17 protein-coding genes are annotated in these 22,237 nt (G+C 55.2%); 6 read left to right on the forward strand and 11 right to left on the reverse strand.

Features of this window, described 5'->3' with window-relative positions:
* Window positions 1-48: 48 nt before the first annotated feature.
* The 3 genes from ACFIOZ_RS18900 to ACFIOZ_RS18910 form a co-directional block, all read right to left on the reverse strand.
* Window positions 49-447 carry an Hsp20/alpha crystallin family protein gene (locus tag ACFIOZ_RS18900; RefSeq protein ID WP_386080417.1) on the reverse strand — a complete coding sequence of 133 codons (399 nt, stop codon included), beginning with the start codon at window positions 445-447 and terminating at the stop codon, window positions 49-51.
* A 36-nt stretch (window positions 448-483) separates the two neighbouring features.
* Window positions 484-945, reverse strand: a complete 462-nt coding sequence (locus ACFIOZ_RS18905; RefSeq protein ID WP_386080419.1) for an Hsp20/alpha crystallin family protein — start codon at window positions 943-945, stop codon at window positions 484-486.
* Between the two features lie 203 nt (window positions 946-1,148).
* The gene (locus ACFIOZ_RS18910; RefSeq protein WP_386080420.1) at window positions 1,149-2,201 is read right to left on the reverse strand and encodes a class I fructose-bisphosphate aldolase; all 1,053 of its coding nucleotides are present in this window, start codon (window positions 2,199-2,201) and stop codon (window positions 1,149-1,151) included.
* 386 nt (window positions 2,202-2,587) lie between these two features.
* Here ACFIOZ_RS18910 and ACFIOZ_RS18915 point away from each other — a divergent pair, with 386 nt between their 5' ends.
* From ACFIOZ_RS18915 to ACFIOZ_RS18935, 5 genes are all read left to right on the forward strand, one after another.
* Window positions 2,588-3,646 (forward strand): FecCD family ABC transporter permease, encoded by a 1,059-nt coding sequence (locus ACFIOZ_RS18915; RefSeq protein ID WP_386080421.1) that lies wholly within the window; start codon window positions 2,588-2,590, stop codon window positions 3,644-3,646.
* Complete coding sequence (locus ACFIOZ_RS18920; protein ID WP_386080423.1) at window positions 3,643-4,440, forward strand: ABC transporter ATP-binding protein; 798 nt, start codon at window positions 3,643-3,645, stop codon at window positions 4,438-4,440. The genes ACFIOZ_RS18915 and ACFIOZ_RS18920 overlap by 4 nt, the downstream gene beginning before the upstream one ends.
* Before the next feature lie 9 nt (window positions 4,441-4,449).
* Window positions 4,450-5,580 carry an ABC transporter substrate-binding protein gene (locus ACFIOZ_RS18925; protein ID WP_386080425.1) on the forward strand — a complete coding sequence of 377 codons (1,131 nt, stop codon included), beginning with the start codon at window positions 4,450-4,452 and terminating at the stop codon, window positions 5,578-5,580.
* 45 nt (window positions 5,581-5,625) lie between these two features.
* Entirely contained in the window at window positions 5,626-7,758 is a 2,133-nt protein-coding gene (locus ACFIOZ_RS18930) for a TonB-dependent siderophore receptor (protein WP_386080426.1), read from the forward strand.
* Between the two features lie 99 nt (window positions 7,759-7,857).
* Complete coding sequence (locus ACFIOZ_RS18935) at window positions 7,858-8,412, forward strand: zf-TFIIB domain-containing protein (RefSeq protein WP_386080428.1); 555 nt, start codon at window positions 7,858-7,860, stop codon at window positions 8,410-8,412.
* A 370-nt stretch (window positions 8,413-8,782) separates the two neighbouring features.
* Here ACFIOZ_RS18935 and ACFIOZ_RS18940 read toward each other — a convergent pair whose 3' ends face one another.
* The 5 genes from ACFIOZ_RS18940 to ACFIOZ_RS18960 all read right to left on the reverse strand — a co-directional run bounded on the left by ACFIOZ_RS18940 (window position 8,783) and on the right by ACFIOZ_RS18960 (window position 18,843).
* On the reverse strand, window positions 8,783-9,799 hold the full coding sequence (locus tag ACFIOZ_RS18940) for a PAAR domain-containing protein (RefSeq protein ID WP_386080430.1): 1,017 nt from the start codon (window positions 9,797-9,799) through the stop codon (window positions 8,783-8,785).
* Between the two features lie 79 nt (window positions 9,800-9,878).
* Window positions 9,879-14,798, reverse strand: coding sequence for a DNA repair ATPase (locus ACFIOZ_RS18945; protein ID WP_386080431.1), 4,920 nt, complete (start codon window positions 14,796-14,798; stop codon window positions 9,879-9,881).
* 161 nt (window positions 14,799-14,959) lie between these two features.
* Window positions 14,960-16,897 (reverse strand): hypothetical protein, encoded by a 1,938-nt coding sequence (locus tag ACFIOZ_RS18950; RefSeq protein ID WP_386080433.1) that lies wholly within the window; start codon window positions 16,895-16,897, stop codon window positions 14,960-14,962.
* A gap of 23 nt (window positions 16,898-16,920) precedes the next feature.
* Complete coding sequence (locus tag ACFIOZ_RS18955) at window positions 16,921-17,544, reverse strand: hypothetical protein (RefSeq protein ID WP_386080435.1); 624 nt, start codon at window positions 17,542-17,544, stop codon at window positions 16,921-16,923.
* A gap of 336 nt (window positions 17,545-17,880) precedes the next feature.
* Window positions 17,881-18,843 (reverse strand): hypothetical protein, encoded by a 963-nt coding sequence (locus tag ACFIOZ_RS18960; RefSeq protein ID WP_386080436.1) that lies wholly within the window; start codon window positions 18,841-18,843, stop codon window positions 17,881-17,883.
* A gap of 126 nt (window positions 18,844-18,969) precedes the next feature.
* On the opposite strand from ACFIOZ_RS18960, the gene ACFIOZ_RS18965 reads away from it, so the two are divergent.
* Window positions 18,970-19,440 (forward strand): Lrp/AsnC family transcriptional regulator, encoded by a 471-nt coding sequence (locus ACFIOZ_RS18965; RefSeq protein WP_386080437.1) that lies wholly within the window; start codon window positions 18,970-18,972, stop codon window positions 19,438-19,440.
* A 6-nt stretch (window positions 19,441-19,446) separates the two neighbouring features.
* Here the strand turns inward: ACFIOZ_RS18965 and ACFIOZ_RS18970 are convergent, their stop codons facing one another.
* The 3 genes from ACFIOZ_RS18970 to ACFIOZ_RS18980 form a co-directional block, all read right to left on the reverse strand.
* Complete coding sequence (locus ACFIOZ_RS18970; protein WP_386080439.1) at window positions 19,447-19,902, reverse strand: nucleotide triphosphate diphosphatase NUDT15; 456 nt, start codon at window positions 19,900-19,902, stop codon at window positions 19,447-19,449.
* A 41-nt stretch (window positions 19,903-19,943) separates the two neighbouring features.
* Window positions 19,944-20,564: a TetR family transcriptional regulator C-terminal domain-containing protein gene (locus ACFIOZ_RS18975; RefSeq protein ID WP_386080441.1), complete on the reverse strand. Its 621-nt coding sequence runs from the start codon at window positions 20,562-20,564 to the stop codon at window positions 19,944-19,946.
* A 149-nt stretch (window positions 20,565-20,713) separates the two neighbouring features.
* The gene (locus ACFIOZ_RS18980; protein ID WP_386080443.1) at window positions 20,714-22,210 is read right to left on the reverse strand and encodes a CoA-acylating methylmalonate-semialdehyde dehydrogenase; all 1,497 of its coding nucleotides are present in this window, start codon (window positions 22,208-22,210) and stop codon (window positions 20,714-20,716) included.
* Between the last annotated feature and the right edge of the window lie 27 nt (window positions 22,211-22,237).

A 22,237-nucleotide genomic window follows, 5' to 3' on the forward strand; every position in this document is an offset into this window, starting at 1 on the left:
CCCACGGTATCGCGGACACTCGGCCTGATAGTCATCTGTAGCTAACTGTTATGCCGCCTGCACCTCAATACGGCGCGTGCGGTGGCTATCTTTCTTGGGCAGCGTTAGCGTCAACACGCCATTAACAATAGTGGCAGTAATAGCATCACCATCAACCTCGTGACTGAGGCTAAAACGCCGTGCGAAGCGCTGGCCACTTACCTCGGCATGCAGTGCGCTTAGCCCTTCTGGCATATTCAGCGCTATCTCACCTTCCAGGCTCAACACATTGTTGTCGAGCTCTACTTTCAGCGTTTCGTGGGTAACGCCAGGCATATCTGCCACCAGCTTAAGAGCATTGGACTCCTCGATAATATCCACCGCTGGCAGTAGCGTTTCTCTGCGTCGCTGATCATTGCCACGCTGCTGAAGCGGGGAGTGGTTGGATGAACGAACAACGTTATTCATGGTTTATACCTCCTGATCAAGGTTAACAAACATGATTTACGCCGCCTGAACATCAATACGCCGCGGCTTGAGCTCTTCCCGTTTAGGCAGCACGATTTCGAACACACCATGGGCATGGCGAGCCTCTGCCCGCTCGGCATCTAAACCGTCGGGGAGCGCAATAGCGCGCACGAACTCACCGCTGGCGCGTTCACGGCGAAATACCGGGCGCGTACTGCCGTCCTCATTACTTCCCTTCACAGCATCACGTTTGCCACGCAGCGTCAGCACATTGTCTTGAATATCAATGGTCAGATCCGAAGGTGCCAGCCCCGCAGCAAATACGTAGACACGCACGGTGTCATCGCTACGCGCCACGTTGATCATGGGAAAACTACCTCGCGGCACCGCGCGAATATCCATCGCGTTGCCGTCGGGGAAGAAGCCATCCAGCAGTTGACTAAACCAGTCAAACTGACGAGGCGAACCGGTTTCAAAACGCTTGAGATCATCGAACATATCGAACACCTCCTACGTTAAGCAGACTGTGAGACTTGCGATAAGAGGCGGCCTCTTATCCACTCCACCGAAGCAGCCTCTACAGTTTGCAAAATAGGAGCGCTCAATCGATTTTCAAGGGTCTGGATGGCAATTTTTTTGGACTTTTAAACCTGCCAAGGACAGCACATCAAGACCGCTTTAAAAACCGATGCTCACAGCGTTCAAGCAACCGTCACGTCGGTAGAGAGGTAGACATCCTGAATCGCATGCAGCAGCTCAACGCCTTCCTGCATTGGCTTTTGGAAGGCCTTACGCCCTGAGATTAAGCCCATACCACCGGCACGTTTATTGATCACCGCCGTGCGAACAGCTTCGCCAAGATCAGAGTGCCCCTTGGAGCCCCCGCCGGAGTTGATCAAACCAGCACGGCCCATAAAGCAGTTAGCTACCTGATAGCGGGCCAGGTCAATGGGGTGATCAGATGTCAGCTTGCTATAAACATTATCGTGGGTATGCCCGAAACCAACCGCGTTGTAGCCGCCGTTATTCTCAGGCAGCTTCTGTTTGACGATATCTGCTTTAAGGGTTGCAGCCATATGGTTCGCCTGGCTGGTGAGGTCGGCTGAGGCATGGTAATCGGTACCGTCCTGTTTGAAGGCCGGGTTGCGCAGATAGGCCCACAGCACTGTGACCATTCCCAATTGGTGAGCGCGCTCGAAGGCTTCGCTGATCTCCATAATTTGCCGACGGCTCTCGTGGGAGCCAAAGTAAATGGTCGCCCCCACCGCCACGCAGCCCATATCGTGGGCCTGCTCCACATCGGCAAATAGTGTTTGGTCATATATCGCTGGGTAGCTCAACGTCTCATTGTGGTTCAACTTGAGCATCATCGGGATCTTGTGGGCATAGCGCCGCGCCACGGAAGAGAGAACCCCAAGCGTCGATGCGACGCCGTTACAGCCCCCTTCAAGTGCCAGCTCCACGATGTTGGCGGGGTCAAAGTAGCGCGGATTGGGTGCGAAGGAAGCACCCGCTGAGTGCTCAATGCCCTGATCCACCGGCAGCAAGCTAAGGTAACCGGTACCTGCCAAGCGGCCATGATTAAAAAAGCTCTGCATACTGCGTAACACCGCTGGGCTGCGGTCGCTATCCACCATGACACGGTCAACAAAATCTGGGCCCGGTAGGTGCAAGCTATTCCGTGGTACCCCCTGGCACGTGTGATTAAGCAAGCTATCGGCGTCACTGCCAAGCAAAGCGGCGATATCGGTCATGATGAACTCCTTTATATTTATGTAACAAAAAGTAAGTGTATGCCAAATAGTGCTGAAATGAAGCCTATCGTTGTCATAAAGCCTAGGCTTTATCTGAAAAGTCGGCGAGCGAAGGCCAGACAAGGCAAAAATCGGCGAAAAGACGGATCGGACTCGCGCACGAGCCGATTTTTAACGCCGTATGGTCGAGCGCAGCCAGTTTTCAGACAGAGCCTAGCCCTTCAATAGAGCATAGGGGAAGCACCGCCGCAATCTGATGGCGCTAGGTTTCCCTGCAGTTGACAAGGCTACGACTAAAGGATGAAAATACAATGACGAATGAGTTTTAGTCGCAAATAAGACTAAATCCTTTAACCTTGTGTTCTCACCTGGAAACACTTTTTACAATGCCCGCCTCACCGCCGCTTGCAGCTCCGTTGGCCTCCTCCTATCGGCGCTTTATCGTTATCCGTTTGCTGATTGTCGCAAGTTTAGCCTTGGCTTTGATTATCTCTCTGCTGGCTGATATTGCCAGTGGCCCTGCGCATATTCCCCTTGGCAAACTGATCGCTCTGATTGTTGACTCCCAGGCCCAAGGGCCGATTCAGCAAGCCATTGTGTGGGAAATACGTATGCCTGCGGCACTTATGGCAGCGCTGGTAGGCGCTACCCTAGGCCTGGCGGGGGCAGAGATGCAAACGGTGCTGAATAACCCACTGGCCAGCCCGTTTACCCTGGGCGTGGGCGCGGCGGCTACCCTGGGCGCTTCGCTGGTAATTGTCTTTAACCTCACCTTGTTTGGTCTGAACGCCCACTATGCCACCGCCTTAATGGCGTTCGTATTTGCGGCAGCATCGATTTTGACCATCAATGCACTGTCGCGCCTTTACGGGGCCAGCCGCGAGATTATTGTGCTGTTTGGTATTGCGCTGGTGTTTGTACTCAACGCACTGGTCGCGCTTTTGCAGTTGATTGCCAGCCCCGATGCTCTGCAGCAGTTAGTGTTCTGGACAATGGGCAGCCTGTCCCGCGCCTCCTGGGAGACAGTAGCTATTGTGGCGGCGGTCTTGGCCGTTTGCCTGCCCTTCTCGCTGCGCAGCGCCTGGGCAATGACGGCGCTACGCTCAGGGGATGAACACGCGCGCAGCTTCGGCATTGCGGTTGAGCGGTTGCGGCTTATCTCGCTGCTTAGAGTGAGCCTACTCGCCGCAGCCGCGGTGGCGTTTGTGGGCACCATTGGCTTTATTGGGCTGGTTGGCCCGCATATGGCGCGCCTAGCGTTGGGTGAGGATCACCGCTTTTACCTGCCCGGCAGCGCTCTGGCCGGGGCGCTGGTGCTGTCACTTGCTTCTATCGCCAGTAAAACACTGGTTGATGGGCTGGTGTTGCCGGTGGGTCTGGTGACCTCGCTGGTGGGCATTCCCTTCTTTATGGCGTTGATCATGCTGCAGGGGCGAGCACGATGAAGGCAGGTTTTACACTCAGCAACGTCACGACGGGCTACCGCAAACGACGCGTCTTCGAGCAGCTAAATCTACCCACCCTGCCACCCGGTTCGCTGGTCGCGGTGCTGGGGCCCAATGCGGTGGGTAAATCAACCCTGCTAAAGGCCATCGCGGGCTTGCAGCCTGCCAGCGGGCAAATGCAGCTTAACGATATCGACCTTGCCACCCTCAGCGGCGCAGCGCGCATGCGTCATGTGGGCTATCTACCACAAACGCTCCCTCAAGCCACAACGTTAGTGGCCTACGAAGCGGTGCTGAGCGCCTGCCGTGCTGTTCGCCCCGATCTCAGCCGGGTAGAAATAGACACGTTAATCGAGCGGGTTTTCGATGCTCTGGCCATTCGTACGCTCGCCCTGCGCCCGTTGAGCGAGCTCTCCGGAGGTCAGCGTCAGATGGTCGGCCTGGCCCAGGCGATTGCCCGCCAACCCGAGCTGTTACTGCTGGATGAACCCACCAGCGCGCTGGATCTGCGCTGGCAGTTGGCGCTGATCGATACCGTGCGCGCCGTGATAGCAGAGCGTCAGGCGGTCTGCCTGATGGCGATTCACGACATCAACTTGGCCCTGCGTTTCTGCGACCAAGTGCTGCTGTTTGGTAACGGCGGATTGCTGGCCGCAGGCGACCCACACGACGTGATTACACCCGACGTACTGCACACCGCCTATGGGGTCGAGGCGCGAGTAGAGCACTGCTCGCTGGGGCGGCCGGTGGTGCTAAGCGATCGCGTCAGCCATCTCTCCGCGAATACCCACTAGGATACCGACATGCGCCGCTTGGCTATTAATTTGCTGTGCTGGATGAGTTTGTTAAGCGCTGCAGCATGCCTGGCGGGTGAGCCAGCAGAGGGTTTCCCTAAACAGGTCACCGATTTAGCTGGCCGCCAAGTGACCCTTTCAGCACCGCCGACTCGGCTGTTTCTAACCCAGCCGCGCCAGCTGTATGCCTTGGCATCGCTACTGGATGACCCAATCCCGCACTTGGCGGGCTGGGCTTATCCGCTGGCCGTGTTTGACCCCGCCATGGCGCAACGCTTTGCCTCTCAGTGGCCTGCACTTGCCCAACTGCCCACGCTGTCCAGCGCGCCGACACCTCAGCTGGATAGCGAAGCACTGCTGAATCTGGCCCCGGATCTGGTGCTGTTCGACCTCTCCCGCGTGGGTAGCGTAGAAGGCTCCCCGCTGGCACGCCTGCTAGACGACCTGGGTATTGCCTACCTGTTTATCGACTTTAACCGTCATCCGCTGGAGAACACGCCCAAAAGCCTTGCCCTTTTAGGCCAGGCATTAAACGCAACGCCCAGGGCCAGCGCGATGATTGCCCTGATTGAACAGCGCTTGGCGCGTATTGACCGGGGGTTGGCTGAGCGGCCCGCCGACGCCCCCACCGTCCTCATCAATGTTGCCCCTGGGGTAAAAATTGACTGCTGCCGCACCAATCTACGCAACGGGCTAGCCGACTTAGTGGCCCGGGCCGGTGGCGATAATATTGCCGATGCCTTAGCCCCTGGCGCATCGGCGACGCTCAGCAACGAGTGGGTGCTTAGCCACCCGCCCGAGGTCGTTATCAATACCGCGGGGCAGTGGGCAGCAGGCGATGGCATCCGCGTGGGGCTTGGGATCAGCGATGCGGAGATTGCCCAAGACCTGCGCTCGCTTAGTCACGAACTGCCCGGCTGGCAGCATCTCGACGCCGTTCAGCAAGGGCAGTTCTACGCGCTCTGGCACGGCTTCCACCAAGGCCCCTTTGCCATTGTAGCGCTGGAACGCATCGCCCAGTGGCTCTACCCCGAACGCTTCTATGATCTCGACCCGGCCGCCACCTTCGACGCACTGCTACCCACCCCGCCAGCGCTAAGCCGCCCGGGGCACTTCTGGGGCGCACTCAACGCTCAATAACGCTTGCTCACTCCACCCACTGACGACAAAAAGGATCGCTCCCCCATGCTCCGCTCCCGAACCCTTGCACTGTTTTCGCCGCTGCTACTGCTGAACCCGCTGCCCTATGCCTTCGCGCAGCAAGCCAACGAGCCCGCTTCAGAAACAGTCTCAGAAACGGTCTCAGAAACAGTGATCGTCACCTCAGATCGGCTCACGGACGTGGCCCCACAGAGCTATCGGGCCCAGCGCTCCCGTTTGGCCAGCAAACAGCCGGTGTCGTTTCTGGAAGAAGCCCGCACGGTGGAAACCGTCACTGCCCAGGTAATGGCCGATCATAATATCGACAGCCTCACCGAGGCGATGGCGATGGTCGCAGGGGTGACCGAAGGCAACAATATGGGCGGCACCGAGGACGGCTTTATTAAACGCGGTTTCGGCAGCAATAGCGATGGTTCGATTCTCATCGACGGCATTCGCCAGCCGCGGGGCACCTTCTCCATGGCAACGGTGGATCATGTCGATGTACTCAAGGGGCCAGCGTCGCTCTTTCAAGGCCAGCAGGATCCTGGCGGGGTGATCAACCTGGCGACCAAACGCCCTGAGTACCAGTGGCAGCGCGAGATCAGCGCCGAAGCCACCTCCCTGGGCGGTGGCAATGCCAGCGTGGATATCACCGGCCCGCTTGCCGATAGCGGCCTGGCGTTCCGCTTTATCGTCCATCATGAAGATGAAGACTCCTTTCGCGCCTTCGGTAATAACCGACGCACGATTGTGGCCCCTTCGCTGCGCTGGGAAGGCAGCGATAGCCGTGCACAGATCTCCTATGAGTATCGCGACTACGACTTAGACCTGGATCGCGGCACGGTGATTGTCGACGGTGAGCCCGCCAAGGTGCCCAACGACCGCCGTTTCGACGAACCCTGGTCACGGGTATTCGGTCACGACGAAGCCGTCACCGCCTGGTGGGAGCAGGATATCAACAACGATTGGTCGACACGCTTGACCTACGGCTGGAACCGCCGCCAGTACAGCGATGGCCAGCCGCGGGTGCTGCGCGTGAACGAAGACACCGGCGCACTCACCCGGCGTGCCGATGCCAATATCGGCTTTGACCGCCGTGTGCAGTATACCGCCTGGGACACCACCGGCACCGCCACTCTGGCAGGTATGCGCCACGACCTCACCGTGGGGATTGATCACGAACGCCGCCGCGACTATCTGGCCGAGGTGTATCGTGGCACGGCGGTGCCTGATCAAAATATTTATGACATAAGCTACGGTGGCCTGAATCTGGATAGCGATAGCCTTAACACTTCGCGCAGCAACCGCTTGGATGAGATCAATACCACCGGCGTTTACCTCAATGACCGCTGGCACTTCAATGACCGCTGGACGCTGGGGCTAGGCGGGCGCTACACCCACTACGAGCAGTTTGGCGGCCGTGGTCAGGACTTTGTCACTGAAACCGATATTAGCGACGATATCTTCCTACCGTCAGTCAGCCTCCTGCATCGCCTGAGCCCAGAGACGTCCATTTACGCCAGCTACAGCGAAGCCTTTGTGCCTAATGGCGCCGACAGCGATACTGGTCAGGCGCAGGCCCCTGAACACAGCATGGGCAGCGAAATCGGCGTCAAACATCTGTGGAATGACCAGTTCTCGTTGGCCGCTGCGCTGTTCGATATCCGCAAGGAGAATGTGGCCGTCTCCGACAACGGCGTGACCCGCACGGTAGGCGAAGCGGGCTCCCAAGGTGTGGAACTAACGGTTTCCGGCCAGTTGACCGATCAGTTATCGCTACTGGGCGCGTACGCCTATACCGACACCGAAGTGCTCAAAGATACCGAAGGCACCCAGGGTAACCGGCTGACCAACGCCGCACGCCACACCGCCAGCCTCTACCTGGCGCACGACCTGACCACCGTGCCTGAACTGGGCAATTGGCGCCTGGGTGGCGGGGTACGCTATGTGGGCGAGCGCGAAGGCGACGCTGACAACAGCTTCCAGTTAGACGCCTACACCGTCGCGGATGCGTTTATCGGCTGGGATACTCCTTGGCTGGGCGACAACCTGCACCTACAGCTCAACGCCAAGAACCTGTTCGACACCACTTACTACCCCTCAAGCGGTGGCAGCACCCGGGTAGTAGTCGGCGACCCGCTGGAAGTTAGCTTGCAAGCATCGGTTAAGTTTTAAGTATTAATTTCCCAGCGCAACAACTTGCTCTTAATTAATGTTTGTGACAACTTTCATACATGAGAAAGATATCATGGACTTAACAGCAGGAACGCGCCGATGAAATGTACCGCATGCCAACAAGGGAACTTAGTCCCCAGCTTTATTGATGCTCTTTTCCGCAGCCATACTTGCAACAACTGTGGCGGCAATTGGATCTTGATTGAAGATTACATCAGCTGGAAAGAGCGTCACCCCGAACACGTATTTGAGGATATTGGTGTCGAGAGCATTGAAGCTGAAGACACCGCAGGCGCGCTTATTTGCCCAGTGACCGGCGGCATTATGAGTAAGTTTCGCATTACCAAAGATAATGCCCACCGAATCGACTATAGCGCCCGCGTTGGGGGTGTTTGGCTAAATAAAGGTGAGTGGGAAATGCTGGTTGCGGAAGGACTTGCAGGCAATTTGAACAGCATACTGACAGACGCTTGGCAAAAGCGGATTCGCCAGGAAAAAACCAGTGAAACCTTTGAAAATCTTTATCGCAGCAAGTTTGGTGATGCTGACTACCAAAAAGCCTGTGACATGCGCGAGTGGCTACATAACCACGCTCAAAAAGCCGATTTACGCGCTTTCTTAATGGCAGAAAATCCTTTCTCCGCTATTGATTAAGTGCTTTAGGCAGATGCTAGGTCAGGGGTATTCATAAAATGAAAGAGGATTACCTCGGTATCGAGGTAATCCCATCAAATGGTTATAGTCCCAAGGCTATCGCTTTATCAATATCCTGAAAAAGCCAATGCATCGACTAATGATCCACACCAGAACCGCCGGAATCCCGAAGAAAAACAGGGATGCAAACAGCCATCCTAGAAATACAGAAGCGATAGGCCCGTACTGGTAATCGCAGGAAGACATGTCGGTTGTGTACGCGCAGAACTCTCCTTGAGGATTATGATCAAGTGCTACGTAAACCATCAGTGATGCAATGATCAAGGCAAGAGCAATCGAAGCAAGTAGATATATCACTTTGATCCGTTTTTTATTCACCTCCACCTTCCCATAGTTTTTGATCGTAAATTGACTGCACTCGGGCACCATAATCATTTACATGTTCTGCACCAAGAGCATTGTAGATACTTGCAACCTTCTCGATGCTGGAAGGTACAACCCTAGCCTGAATCCTTTTCAGCAGGACTGCAGCAACGTAGATGTTGGGGTATGGATAATTGACCACCTCATACCGTGTGAAGCCCGCCTCATCCGCGATGGGCTTCCAATATTCATAGTTTATGTTCATGGGTCGGAATGATGTATTCCGGGGATGAATCCTATCGTAATAACCATGCGTTGTTTCAATGTGCGCGATGGCCTTCAACAACCTAGACTCTATGCCCACCTCTCTAGCAACCGCCTCAAATGCTTGCTCGTTCTCATTAACTTCTTCGAATGCATCCAATGCATACCATGGTTCTTGCCCAGAAGCATGCGGGTTGTCGGCAATCTCAAATATCGCTGGTGTATCGTTGACAATGCTCTCCCACCTATCCTCTGCCATATTAACGACAGGTGGTTGCTGCTCCTCTCTCAAGACTTGCTCACTAGAGCTATTGTCGCCATTAACCAAGGATTGTGGCGATGATTGAGCAGAAGCCACATGGTTTGTTTCTTTGCCCAGCCCATCGGCTCGGCTAGCATTGGGTTCCGCCTTATGATTACTCCCGGATCCCATTCCTTTGTCATCCGTGGTTAATGTTCGCACCGGAGATGCGCCGCCGATAGCAACGTCACCAATGATGACCGTTCCCGAGCCACTGATAACGTTATTGCCGTGGGCGCCGACACTGCCCAGGGTAGCGGCGGGTTTTCCATTGATTAGCACAGAGGAAGCAACCGCTTGGGTAATCGGGCTTCCACAAGCAGATTTGTCACCTAGCCTTGCCGCAGACAGCCCGTCGTAAAAAACATCCAGCGAGCCGTCTACCAATGGGTTTGTGCCGTGTCCTGGCACAGGGCACGCGGTAGGATCAGTAATACGTGCTGCTGGTTTTCCACTCATATTAAAACTCCTTACTCAAACGCCTTTTATTGATCAATAAACCAAATAGATAAGAGTGAAGACTGCTCTTCAGACGACATTAACTCTCCTCAGGCCTTACCTTCCCCCATTGCCCAATGCCTTCCGCAATTAAGCTTAGCTGGCGAACCACCAAGGCACCGGTCTCTTCGTTGCCTCCGGTTAGCTGCCGACGTTGGAACTCACGCTTGATCTCTGCCCAGCGCTGTTTTTCTTCCTCGCTCAAGGTGCCTCTCAGCTCTTTCAGCTTGAGTAGGTTCTCTTCGGCCCCCTGGGTTAACAACTGCGCTTCACCGACGTAGTGATCATCTATGATCGCTTCAAGCTCGTCGTCGCTGAGGATTGGCGACATCTTCTCCGCCAACCGATTCATATTGCGGTAGCTGCCCTGCAACCGGAAAGAGGGCTCGGTGCGGTACTCGTCGGCCTGGGCGCTGGAGGCGATATACTGCTGATTCACGCGCAGCACCACTTCACGGGCTTTAAACATATTCTTCAGCACCGCGACGATCTCTTCGCGCTCTGCGGCACTATAGTCGTGCTCAAAGTCGGTGCTCGGCACCTCGCGACCCATGGCGATATCTACAAAGCGGTAGAAATCGTCCATGCCCCGCGTTGCCAAAGAGGCAAGCACCGTATTGGCGCTCATGGCGTTCTCGATGTAAGAGAGCGCAAACACCTCCTCCATACCACTCAACACATCGCCCAGGTTATAAACATCGGCGCGGTTGGCCAGCATGTCAGGCACTTTGAACACGTCGCCGCTTTCGGTGTAGGGGTTACCCGCCATGGCGATACAGAAGCGCTTACCACGCATATCGTAGGTCTTGGTGCGTCCGTTCCAGATACCGTCTACCCGTCGGCTGCCGTCGCATAGCGAGATAAACTTCTGCAGAAACTCCGGATGCGTATGCTGGATATCATCCAGATAGAGCATGACGTTGTTGCCCATTTCAAACGCCAGATTCAACTTGATCAGTTCGGCCCGGGCAGTGGAGTGCGTGGCGGCCTCAGGATCCAGCGAGGTCACATCGTGACCAAGGCTGGGGCAGTTAATCTTCATAAAGATCAGCCCCAGGCGGTTCGCCACATACTCCATCAGGGTGGTTTTACCGTAGCCGGGCGGGGAGATCATCATTAGCAAACCGCTATTATCCGTTCGCCGCGTATCACCTACCGTGCCCATCTGCTTGGCCAGGTTATCGCCAATAATGGGCAGGTAGCTTTCGGTAATTAGCTTATTGCGTACAAAGGAGTTGAGTGGCTTCGGCAGGTACTCTTCGAGCCGCAACCGCTCCCGCTGCTCGCGTAGAATGAGCTGACGACGCTCTTGCAGTGCCGTCCAGTCGCGTATAACGACCTGCTCATGGTGGCGCAACCGCTCCTGAAAGTCGTCGAGCTGAAGCGATAACTCCTGCTGTTCTAAGCGCCCGTGCTGCCCCAGCAAACCGGTGACGGTGAAGGCTAGCTCGACATTATGGGTGGCGGTACTTAACCGGTCAGCCGTATTGAGCATAGCAATCGCTTCAGGCAGGTAGTGTAGCAACGCCTCTTGCTTGGCTTGCCCCGCGTGAGCCTGCAGCCAGTGGGAAGTGATCACCCAGCGGGCGCCGGGGTTACCCGCCACCACTGCCAAGGCCTCTTGGAAGTGGGTGTAGTGGCCCTGCTGCTGCATGGAGGTGGTAAAGCTCTCTACCAGGCTGGCGGCGTATTGGGTGACCGGAAAACGTTCGCCCTCTTCCGCCAACTGGCGCACCAGAAAATCAGTGGCACTGCTTATCTCACTCACCGAGCAGTTGATCTGTTGTGCCGCTACAAAAGCAGCCAGCTGCGGTTGTACTTCCTGGATCAAGGCGTTGAGCAGATCCTCATTATTCATAATGCGGCACAGAATACCCGCCGACAGGCAGCGGGCACGCAGGTTGCGGGTCGCCTCTTCATCATGAATAAGGTCGGCCCAGAACAGCATTGCCAGCGCCCGGGGCAGCGGCCCAAAGCCTAGCAAGCCAGCACTTTGGCGAGCCGGCCAAAGGGTGCGTACGATTAACGCAGCGTCGTGGTCGTGGATGCCTTTTTCGTAGCTTTCGCGATAGCGCGGCGAGGCAAAATTGGCTATCTGACGCTGCAGTTCGCTGAAATCTTCCACATTAATGGGCTTGGCACCGGGCTGCGCCAGCTCGCCCATAAAGCGGTAGGCAAGGTACTCGGCGCGATAAACAGCGGGACTTTCCGAAGGCAGCAGCATCCCCCAGTAATCTTGCAGTTCGGTCAGCCGCTCATCTTCCAGCGGCTCGTAATACTGGGTGCCCGTCAGGTGCAGCATGATGCGCTCTTGGCGCGGCACCAGGGTTAAGTCGAGATGCTGCTGGTTGACGCTGAAACGGTGGCGCGGCCCTAAGCGAATAACATCGCCACCGGATTCATAGATATCGGAACGGTCGCGCACGCTACGCATGGCGGCATCTTGGGAGGAGCGAAGCCGCCCGGCGATATCGTCCGCCTCCAGGTTGCCGCCCATTGCGCGTAGCTCATCGACCATGCTACGCACTTTGCCCACCATGGCATCCGCCGCGAAGAAGCTATGCAGCTCCTCCAGGGTTTCAAAGCGTTCCGTGCGCCGTTCCACATTGGCCAGGATTCGCTGACTGGCGTCGGTTAGGGTAGAGACGCGGCGTTGACGCTCATCCTGCAACTGCTGGCGACGTGCTTCGATGCTTTCGTGGGCACTTTCACGCTGCTCAAGAATAGTGGTCAAAAATTCATCAAATTCACCGAACTGACTCTCCAGCTCCTGGAGCTGATCGAGCATACGGGTCATTAACTGATCGCAGTCATCGGGCTCGCGCAGCGCGCCGACACCGTTGGCCAGGCTCTGCTCAAACAGGCGAATCTGGGCCGCAAACTGCGCCTGAGCCTCGGCGCTCCCCTGCTCTCTTAGACGGACCTCAGCCTCGGAGCGCTGCTGATTAATCGAGGCGTAGATGCTGGAGATATTTTCGGTGATCCGCGTTTGCTCGATAGCATCACCGCCGGGCATCGACGACAGCAGCCCTTGGATCATATCCAGGCCCGCCGTCAATTCGCGGTAACGCCCTACGCACTCTGCCAACTGCTGGCGATTCTCCGCCTCGCCCACCTGCTCTTTCAACGTCGCCAGGGTTTCCCGATAGCCATCCAGCGCTTCTGGCTGAGCAAGAAAGCTAAAGGTCTGCTGGGTCAGCGATTGTTCCGCTTTATCCAGCGCTTGCTCTAACGTTTGCAGGCGCTCTTCATCCAGGTAGCGGCGCTCACGCAGCGCCATCAGTCGGCCACGATGGTCGCGTAAGTGTTTTAGGTAGGTAACGAATAAGTCGGGGGTTTTCCAACTACTGGGCTTGAGCTCCCGCAGCAGCGCCGCCTGCTGTTTCTCAACCTCGTCTAGCGCCTGGGCTGTCTGGGCACGAATCGCCTGGACTTTCTCATACTCATCGAGCATCAGTTCAGCGGTGTGCTTTAGCTGTTCAAGCGCGGCGTGAATGGTTTTAAAGTCAGCTTCACCAATCCAGTGGAACTGGTTCAGCGTGCGGTCGACTCGACGAATAATGGCGTTAAAGTGACGCTCGGACGCCTGCTGCTCGTTAGCGAGCTGCACAATGCTATTGAGCTCGGCAATGCCGCGCACCAGGTCAGGATTGCCGATCCGCCCTAGTGGCGTATCGTTGCGCACCTCATCCTGGGCATGAAAGCGCTCCGACATAAAGGGAGTCGCCCATACCTGGATGGGGTGAACCAGTGTAGGCTCATCTTCGGCATAAAAAATCGCCAGATGGCCGTTTTCAAGTATCGCCGCCCCATGCCCCACCATGGGGGTATCGACCTGCTTGCGAATCAAGTTATAACGGTAAAGCACCACCTGCCCGGTTTGCGGCGCGTAGAAGACATACAGAACATCTTCACCGTTTGGCGAGCGCACCATGCGCTTGAAACGCAGATCTTCCTCGGGCACTTCGTAGGTGGTCAACTCCCCGGTATTTAAATAGTAGCCTGAAGGGAAAATCAGGCCGTGGTTTTCCGGCAGCTCAACCACCGAACCCGCCATGGCATCAACGCGTTTAACGTGTTGTTCAGCGCGATTGAAAAGGTAGTAGCGCCACTGCGACTCATTAAAGGGCAGAATACGAATCAGGATGACGGCACCAAGATCAGCGTATTCAAAGCTGGCATCGTCCAGCGACTGGGAGTCTGACTCCACCGGATCGGCAAATACCCCCTCGCCGCTGCTGGTGTTGTTCTCGATCTTGAAGGTAATGTTGCCGCGCAGGTTATCAACGAAGACGGTATCGAGGATATTCAGGTGGGGAGCACGGCCTTGCTCCTGCATATCCCGACCTGCTGTCTGCCAGGGGAAGGCGAAACGGTCGGGGAATACCAGATCGCGCTCGCCGCGATTATCGATATAGCGGCTCACCTCGCCGCTCGCGGCTAATTCCCAGCGGAAGACACGCAGGTCGCTAAGTTTTTCACCTATTTGAAAAGCGATCAGCAGCTTGTTGTTCAGTGTGACCAGTTGAACCAGCGTAGCGTGACTGTAGTATTTCTGGAGTTCTTTGAAATCCTGAACAAAGCGGCTCTCGGTGAGAAAGCTATCCGCCATCGGCGCTTCGCTTAACTCAAGCCCCTCTTCGTCGTCTTTGAGGTGATAAAGCGCAAAGATATCGCTCGCCTCAAGCTCTTTGCGCAACCCCAATTGCACATTAAAGCCAAACAGGATTTGCTCGCCAATGCGCACCATATCGCGGGCAATGGCGTTATTTTCGGTACGTACCCGGGCCCTGCCCAACAGCGCCATACTACTGCTACCAAAAACATCCGCGCGGGCTTCGTTCAGCTTACCAATCGAAGTGCCCAGCTCGCCGCCCTGGGTTCTCAAGCGCCGCTGTATCGTCTCGAATGCGGTGCTTTCTCTGACGATATTTTCAACCGAAGAGTGCTCCTTCGACATAGTAGTCATCCTGAAAAAGTGCTCACTAGAAATAGCAAAGACCGCAATGGGGTAACGATTGCGGTCTTGGAAAGGTGTCACCGGCCGCTTGGAACGACATAGGCCGAGACTCTCTGCATAGGAGGGAAAGTGACTCTCTGCTTAGAGAGTCACCCTGCCCTTTAGGCAGATTCGGAGGCTTTGCCAGCGTCAGCGTTCAGGGCACGATTCGCCAAGCCCGCCAAGGTAGCTTGCAGTGCTGGCGACTTATCGAGCACGCCCTGCACTGCTTTACCGTAGCCTAGACCAGCGGTGAGTTTTTCAAACACATCACTGTCGCCACCAATCAGCTCAAACTTGGCATTGTGCATTGCGGCAGCCATTACTTTGCCATTTTCGAGCATACCGATGCGCTGGGCTTCGATTTGCGCCATGACTTCTTTTTCGTGGACTTCCAGGTTCATGCGGAACTCTTCGAAGTGGCGCGCCTCTTCGGACATATTGTCGTAAGCGCGCAGCTTCTCGACCAAGCCATTGGCTTCGGCTTTGGCCATCGCTTCCCGGGCTTGTGCTTTTGCGGTACCCAGTTTCTCTTCGCCCATCGCCTCAGCTTCAAGGCGCTGCTCAAGAATACGCACTTCCGCCAAGCCAGCATCTTCATCGGCTTTCGCATTGGCCGTTTTAACCTCAGCCTGGGCAAAGCCTTCGCTACGCTGGGCGTGAGCACGCGCTTCGAGCACTTGCGCTTCGGCTAAGCCGTCTGCCGCGGCAAGAGCTTGCTGGCCGCGCGCCTGCTTCTCTTCTGCGGCGGATTTCTTCTCTGCGGCGTCCAGGTCGGCTTGGGCGCGAATAACCGCCTCTTCCGCTTCCAGCTTGGAGCGCTCGAAAACAGCTTCCGCTGCACGCACTTCTTTGAGCTTGCGCTCTTCGGCTTCGGCTTGAGCTGCGGTCAGGCGAGTGACCTTCTGGCGCTCCGCTTCAGCGCGGTTGCGCACATCGTTAATATTCTCTTCTTCTTCAGCCACGCTGCGCTCAACCGCAATACGCTGGCTGGTAATTTCGGCAATTTCCTTGCGCTCTTCTTCCAGCGCTTTTTCCATGCCGATGCGTTCAATTTCTACCGCACGCTCACGATTAACGTCCTCAAGCTCTTTGGCCTGACGAATCCGCACCTCTTCGATCTGTACCGCTCGCTCGCGGGCCTTGGTGGCCATTTCGATCTGGCGCTGTTTGTTCTCTTCGGCAATCGCCAGCTCTTCGTCGGTTTTAATCCGGGCGGCTTCGCTTTTCGCACGCTCTTGCTGGAGCACCTGCTCGGCTTCGGACTGCTCACGCGATTGCAGGCTTTCAATCTCACGACGCTGCCGCGCTTCGGCATCGGCCTGAGTTCGCTCAAGCTCTAACGCAGCTTCACGAGCGGAGACATTCTTGCGCTGAATCTCCAGCTCTTGGTCGCGTTCCAAGCGGTTGGTTTCAACATTGTGGCGAGCGGTAATCTCGGTAATGCATTTGATACCTTCTGAATCCAGAATATTATTCGGATCCAGCGAGCTTTTCGGCGTTTGCTCTAAATAATCAATGGCCACGTCTTCGAGAATATAGCCATTGAGGTCTTGGCCAATGGTCTCAACGATGGCGTCACGGAACTGTTGTCGCTCTTCGAAGAGCTGCATAAAGTCCATCTTTTTACCGACGGTCTTCAATGCTTCGCTGAACTTGGCGTTAAACAGTTCATTAACGGCATCGCGATCGGAGGCACGGCCTACGCCAACGGATTTAGCAACCCGCAAGACATCCTCGGCAGTGGCATTGACACGCAGGTAAAACGCCACGCTAATGTCAGCACGAAGGTTGTCACGGCAGATCAATCCCTCTTTCCCGGTACGGTTCAACTCCAGGGTGATCACCGAGATCTTCATGGTTTCCGAACGGTGAACAACGGGTAGCACCATGGCACCGGTAAAGTAAACCTTGGGGGTCGTGGAAAGGTCATTGACGATCAATGCCTGCCCCTGGTCGATCTTCCGATAAAAGGCTTTAAACAGTGACAGTATTACAAGCAGTGCAATAACAATCACACTGATGCTAACCAGTAGTGGCATGATCCACGACAAATCCATCTTTATCTCCTGCAGCAAGGCAATTAATCGGCTAAGCCGGCTTCAAAATCTTTCTCAGATACCACCCAGTACGCATCTTCATTAATCAAGTACTGAATGATGATGGCTCGCTCACCCCGCACCAACGCTGAGTCGCTTCGCACTTGTAAAATAAGATGGTCACCATCGATATGGGCATCAGCGCGACCTTTCTCTTTGTCCACCACTGCCGAACGAACGGTGCATTGCTTACCTGTCAGACGCTGCTCAATTGGCAGGTGTTGAGCGGGGCGGAAGAGGGGCCGTAAAGGGCGAATGAGTAAGGAAGTTGTGATAGTGGCAATCACAAACCCCAGGATCAGCACGACGCCATTAAACAGCCACAACAACGCACCTGGGTTAAGTCGTATGCCCAACAGCAGCGTTGCGAAGTAGCTAAACAGCCAGCCGGTCAATGCCAACAGTGTAATCACCAGCGGCAGGGGAACGCCGTGTAAGCCCAGCGTTGCCAGTAAGCCGCCAAAATCTAACGCGCCACCATCGCCCTCTACGGCATCGCTATCGACTAACCCTGATAGCGAAATTAGCCAGTAAATAACGGCGACACTTAGCAAAATTGTAAAAATGACGGTAGGAAAAGTAGTGATAATAGAGATAAATAGAGGCATGCGCCTGAAGCCCAGTAAAGCTAAATATAAACGCCATCACTACTGAATGGCGCCATGAGTCATTACCCCTTTCCATTTTTCTGAGAAAGGGCTCTTCGATAAAAAGCAGTCTTCACTCGACGCCATTTATTTTATTGCTCGTACAACGCATTGCTCTGTTAGCAAAGCCAGGAAAACCTACAGCATCCGCTCAAAAAATCAATTCAGTCATCGATTTTTAAGAGATCTCTTACAAAACCAATAGCGAATGTCTTACAAAATTCGGCATTTTGGGCAATTAGGACTGATCATCAACGTCGAATCGCTGTTCAAACCAAGAACACTTGGCTAAGGCGTTTACTGTCGCTTTCGCTCATCTAACCGAGCGATGAGCCCAGGCCAACGGGCAATCACCGCGACAACCACAACGGCAAACAGCAGCCGTGCCCACAAGACGCCCGCCACGTCGGCCCCGAGCATTAAGATCAGCAGCGTGTCTTCTATAACGCTATGGCAGAGGCCGAGAAAGCATAGCGCAAGCGTGCTTTCTCGCTTGCTAAGCACACCGTTTTGCACGTCACGGATCAGCAGCCCGGCGCCATAGCTTAGCCCTAGCGTGAACCCAATCACCGTTACATTAGCGGCCGAACGGCCAATGCCTAATAGCTTGAGTAGTGGCAGCAAAACAAGATGAATCCAGCGCTCCAGGCCAAGTTTTTTCAGAAGTTTTAACAGCAGGATAAGCGCTAAAATAATCACAAAAATAAGTGCTAATGTTTCAAGCTGTGCCACTGCCCAACCGCTTAGCGTGGGCTTTGATGAAAGGTTTGGCTGCCATATCAGCTCTACCGGTGCCTGCAGTAAATCAAACGTTGAGTAAAAACAGTGTAACAACCAAGCGAACAGCAAAGCCCCACCGACACGCAGGACTAACGTGGCCCACCAGGGCACCCCCGCCCGCTTGGCAACGGCCCCCTCAACAGGAATCGAGTGTCCTACCAGCATCAACGCCCCCAACACCGTTACTTGCTCGCCACTCAAGGGCACATCACCGGCTACTTGAAAAAACACTGCAATGGCGGTGTACAAGTTGGTAAAGAGCGCCGCCGCCCATACAACGCCCAACTGCTCGGGCAGGCCGAGTAAGCTCATTAAGGGAGCCAGCACTGCTCCCAACCCATCGACAATCCCCAACCATTCTAACCCTTTGACGATGAGCAGCGCCGGGATCAGGATTTTGAGTAGTGTCACATATACCCGCAGTGCGTCTTTAAGAACGCTACATAAACTATTCGATAGGTGATAAATGCACTTACGCATTTAGTTCTCCATTGCCATCGCCTGAATAATCGTTATGGTAAAGGAGGCAGTGCAGAATCTTCTTTTCAATACCGCACTAACAATCACTATTCGTTCTTTATAGGCAACTAAAGAGAATTTTATTTCATGGATGCCATTGATCGGCGAATCCTTAACCAGCTGCAGCGTGACGCCAGTCTGAGTAATCAAGCGTTAGCGGATGAGATAGGGCTCTCTCCCTCTGCCTGTTTAAAGCGGGTTAAACGATTACGCGACGCGGGGATCATCGAACGGGAGGTGGCGCTGCTCAACCCTAACGCCCTTGGCCAGTGCCTGCATATGGTGGTGGAGGTGACGATGGAGCGGGATAACAAATCACTCTACCAGCGGTTTTTAACATCCACGCTAAGCGCCCCAGAAGTGAAGCAGTGTTATCAGGTGACCGGAGAGTGTGATTTTGTATTGATTGTGACGGTGGCGGATTTAGATGAATACGACCGCTTCTGCGACCGTGTGCTCTATGGCGATGACAACCTGCGCAAGTTCCGCACACTACTGTCGCGTAAGCGGCATAAGTTTGATACGTCTGTGCCGATGGAAAGCTTGCGCTCTACATAGCGAGATTTACGCTACTGGAACGATGGGGTACGTCAACCAGCCGGCGGGCGGCTCAAGGCCCTGCCAGTGTGCAAGTACCGCCTGGCTGGCCGGGAATAGCGGCGTGGGAAGTGTACCGGGACGGAACCAGCGCCATTGAGTGAATACTTCCGGCTCAAGCACTAATGCGTCAGCCTCCTGCTCCACGTTGGCGAGTACTGCCCCTGTCACTATAGAGGCTGCACTATTCAAGTTTTGGGTAATCGCCAGCAGTTTTGGACGCTGCAGCTTGGAAATCCCCGTCTCTTCAGCAACTTCGCGAATAGCCGCCGCCTTAAATGACTCTCCTGCATCAACATGTCCACCCGGCAAACACCAGCTTGGCGATTCACCGGGTTTATCGCGATAGCCAAGCAGCACTGCTCCGTCAGGTCGGACAACAATAGCGCCAACACCAATTACAGGCTGTCCGAAATTGTCCATCGTTAAACCCTTCTTCAGATCAGCTAGAACACTTAGGTAGATTAAGCCGTCAGCCCAATCCCGCGCAATATCACCGAGGTGACCGATTGCACGGCTTTCTCAAACTGTAAGTCGTCAAGCGGTTGGTCGTCGTTGAGCAGATAGATCTGGTAGTCGAAGTCGGCGTAGTGCTGAGTGGATGCCCAGATCATATAGAGCAGGTAAGAGGGCTCGACGGGGTTGATTTGGCCTGACTCGACCCACTCGCGAATTTTCGACTCTTTGAGCTTGGCCCATTCGTAAAGGTTGTCGCGTAGGCGCTCTTTCAGAATCGGGGCGCCCTGCATCACCTCGGCCGCCCATACTTTCGAGCCGTGGGCACGATTGCGGGAGTGGTTCATCTTGGCGCGAATATAGGTGGAAAGCACGACGCGGGGGTCATCGTAGAGCTCGAAGCAGAGCGCATCTTGCTTCCAGACCTCTAAAAGCTCCAGTAACACATCCTGGTACAAGGCTTTTTTGGTGGAGAAGTAGTAGTGCACGTTGGACTTGGGAAGTTCAGCCATCTGGGCGATTTCCCCCATAGAGGCACCGGCGTAGCCTTTTTCGGCAAATAGCTGCTCCGCGGCTAAGAGAATCTTCTTAACGTTGGTCTGGCGAATTTCATCCTGGGTTCTTGCCACGCTGCACTCGTTCCTTACATCGAAGATAGGCACTGGGCTTTGTACGAAAACTGCCAGCGCCTTCGCTCGCCGACTTTTCGTACAAAGCCTAAAAAAAGCACCGTCGCAGTGCGACGGTGCTGAGAAGATCTCCTATTTACCCTAGGACGTCAACTTTGATTGGCGGGGAACGAGAACTCCGCTCGGGTCGCTTCGCTAACCGACGGCCAGCGCTGGGAAACCGCTTTGCGGCGGGTATAGAAACGCACTGAGTCAGGACCGTAGGCGTGAAGATCACCAAACAGCGAGCGCTTCCAACCGCCAAAGCTGTGGTAGGCCACCGGTACCGGCAGCGGCACATTGACCCCCACCATGCCCACTTCAACGCCATCGGTAAAGCGGCGGGCGGCTTCGCCATCACGGGTAAATAGGCAAGTGCCATTGCCATATTCGTGGTCGTTAATCAGTTGCATGGCATCGTCCAGGCTAGCGACCCGCATGACACAGAGCACCGGTCCAAAGATCTCTTCTTGATAGATGCGCATCTCGGCGGTGACGTTATCGAACAAGCAGCCACCCACGAAGTAGCCCTCCTCGTAACCAGCGACTTGCAGATCACGGCCATCGGCGACCAACGTTGCCCCGGCATTAACACCATCTTCGATAAAACTGAGCACTTTAGCACGGTGCTCGGCGGTTACTAGCGGGCCCATATCCAGGTCTTTTTTAGTGCCGGGGCCGACTTTCAACTGAGCGATTTTAGGCAGCATGGTTTCGACTAAGCGATTGGCCGTTTCATCACCGACGCACACCGCCACTGAGATCGCCATGCAGCGCTCGCCGCAGCTACCAAACGCTGCCCCCATTAGCGTATTGGCGGCGTTCTCTAAATCGGCATCAGGCAGCACCACGGCGTGATTCTTCGCCCCACCCAAAGCCTGAACGCGCTTGCCTGCAGCAGAGCCCCGGCTATAGATCGCTTCCGCGACCGGCGTTGACCCAACAAAGGAAATAGCTTTTACAGCCTTGGCATCCAGCAGCGTTTCCACGGCTTCGCGTCCGCCGTGAATCACATTCATCACGCCTTTGGGCAGCCCCGCTTCTTGCAGCAGTTCAGCTACCGCCATCGCCGCTGAAGGATCTTTCTCTGAAGGCTTGAGGATGAAGGTGTTACCGCAGGCGATTGCCATCGGGTACATCCACAGCGGTACCATGGCGGGGAAGTTAAACGGCGTAATGCCCGCCACCACGCCTAACGGCTGAAAGTTAGACCACGCATCAATACCTGGCCCTACGTTGTGGGAGTACTCGCCTTTGAGCAGTTCCGGCACGCCGCAGGCGTACTCAACGTTTTCGATACCGCGCTTAAGTTCGCCCATGGCATCTTCCGGGGTTTTGCCATGCTCTTCGCTAACCAGTTGCACCAGGCGGTTAGCGTTATCTTCGAGCAACTGCTTAAAGCGGTACATCACCTGGGCGCGCTTGGCGGGCGGGGTATCGCGCCAGGCGGGAAATGCCGCCTGAGCAGCGGCAATGGCACGCTCTACATCGGCTGCATTGGCATCCGCCACTTGGCGAATCACTTTACCCGTTGAAGGGTTGGTCACGTCCAGCGTGCGCTGGCTTTGCACTAATTCACCGTTAATCAGGTGGGAAACATTACTCATATTTAAACTCTCTGAAATTTAGATCAG

Origin of the sequence: Vreelandella sp. F11 (assembly GCF_042466685.1) — a bacterium.
Classification (GTDB): domain Bacteria; phylum Pseudomonadota; class Gammaproteobacteria; order Pseudomonadales; family Halomonadaceae; genus Vreelandella.

What these genes read in the sequence shown, in the direction of transcription:
- ACFIOZ_RS18900 (WP_386080417.1), bottom strand. Translation starts at nt 447, where the DNA reads ATGAATAACGTTGTTCGTTCATCCAACCACTCCCCGCTTCAGCAGCGT.
- ACFIOZ_RS18905 (WP_386080419.1), bottom strand. Translation starts at nt 945, where the DNA reads ATGTTCGATGATCTCAAGCGTTTTGAAACCGGTTCGCCTCGTCAGTTT.
- ACFIOZ_RS18910 (WP_386080420.1), bottom strand. Translation starts at nt 2,201, where the DNA reads ATGACCGATATCGCCGCTTTGCTTGGCAGTGACGCCGATAGCTTGCTT.
- ACFIOZ_RS18915 (WP_386080421.1), top strand. Translation starts at nt 2,588, where the DNA reads ATGCCCGCCTCACCGCCGCTTGCAGCTCCGTTGGCCTCCTCCTATCGG.
- ACFIOZ_RS18920 (WP_386080423.1), top strand. Translation starts at nt 3,643, where the DNA reads ATGAAGGCAGGTTTTACACTCAGCAACGTCACGACGGGCTACCGCAAA.
- ACFIOZ_RS18925 (WP_386080425.1), top strand. Translation starts at nt 4,450, where the DNA reads ATGCGCCGCTTGGCTATTAATTTGCTGTGCTGGATGAGTTTGTTAAGC.
- ACFIOZ_RS18930 (WP_386080426.1), top strand. Translation starts at nt 5,626, where the DNA reads ATGCTCCGCTCCCGAACCCTTGCACTGTTTTCGCCGCTGCTACTGCTG.
- ACFIOZ_RS18935 (WP_386080428.1), top strand. Translation starts at nt 7,858, where the DNA reads ATGAAATGTACCGCATGCCAACAAGGGAACTTAGTCCCCAGCTTTATT.
- ACFIOZ_RS18940 (WP_386080430.1), bottom strand. Translation starts at nt 9,799, where the DNA reads ATGAGTGGAAAACCAGCAGCACGTATTACTGATCCTACCGCGTGCCCT.
- ACFIOZ_RS18945 (WP_386080431.1), bottom strand. Translation starts at nt 14,798, where the DNA reads ATGTCGAAGGAGCACTCTTCGGTTGAAAATATCGTCAGAGAAAGCACC.
- ACFIOZ_RS18950 (WP_386080433.1), bottom strand. Translation starts at nt 16,897, where the DNA reads ATGGATTTGTCGTGGATCATGCCACTACTGGTTAGCATCAGTGTGATT.
- ACFIOZ_RS18955 (WP_386080435.1), bottom strand. Translation starts at nt 17,544, where the DNA reads ATGCCTCTATTTATCTCTATTATCACTACTTTTCCTACCGTCATTTTT.
- ACFIOZ_RS18960 (WP_386080436.1), bottom strand. Translation starts at nt 18,843, where the DNA reads ATGCGTAAGTGCATTTATCACCTATCGAATAGTTTATGTAGCGTTCTT.
- ACFIOZ_RS18965 (WP_386080437.1), top strand. Translation starts at nt 18,970, where the DNA reads ATGGATGCCATTGATCGGCGAATCCTTAACCAGCTGCAGCGTGACGCC.
- ACFIOZ_RS18970 (WP_386080439.1), bottom strand. Translation starts at nt 19,902, where the DNA reads ATGGACAATTTCGGACAGCCTGTAATTGGTGTTGGCGCTATTGTTGTC.
- ACFIOZ_RS18980 (WP_386080443.1), bottom strand. Translation starts at nt 22,210, where the DNA reads ATGAGTAATGTTTCCCACCTGATTAACGGTGAATTAGTGCAAAGCCAG.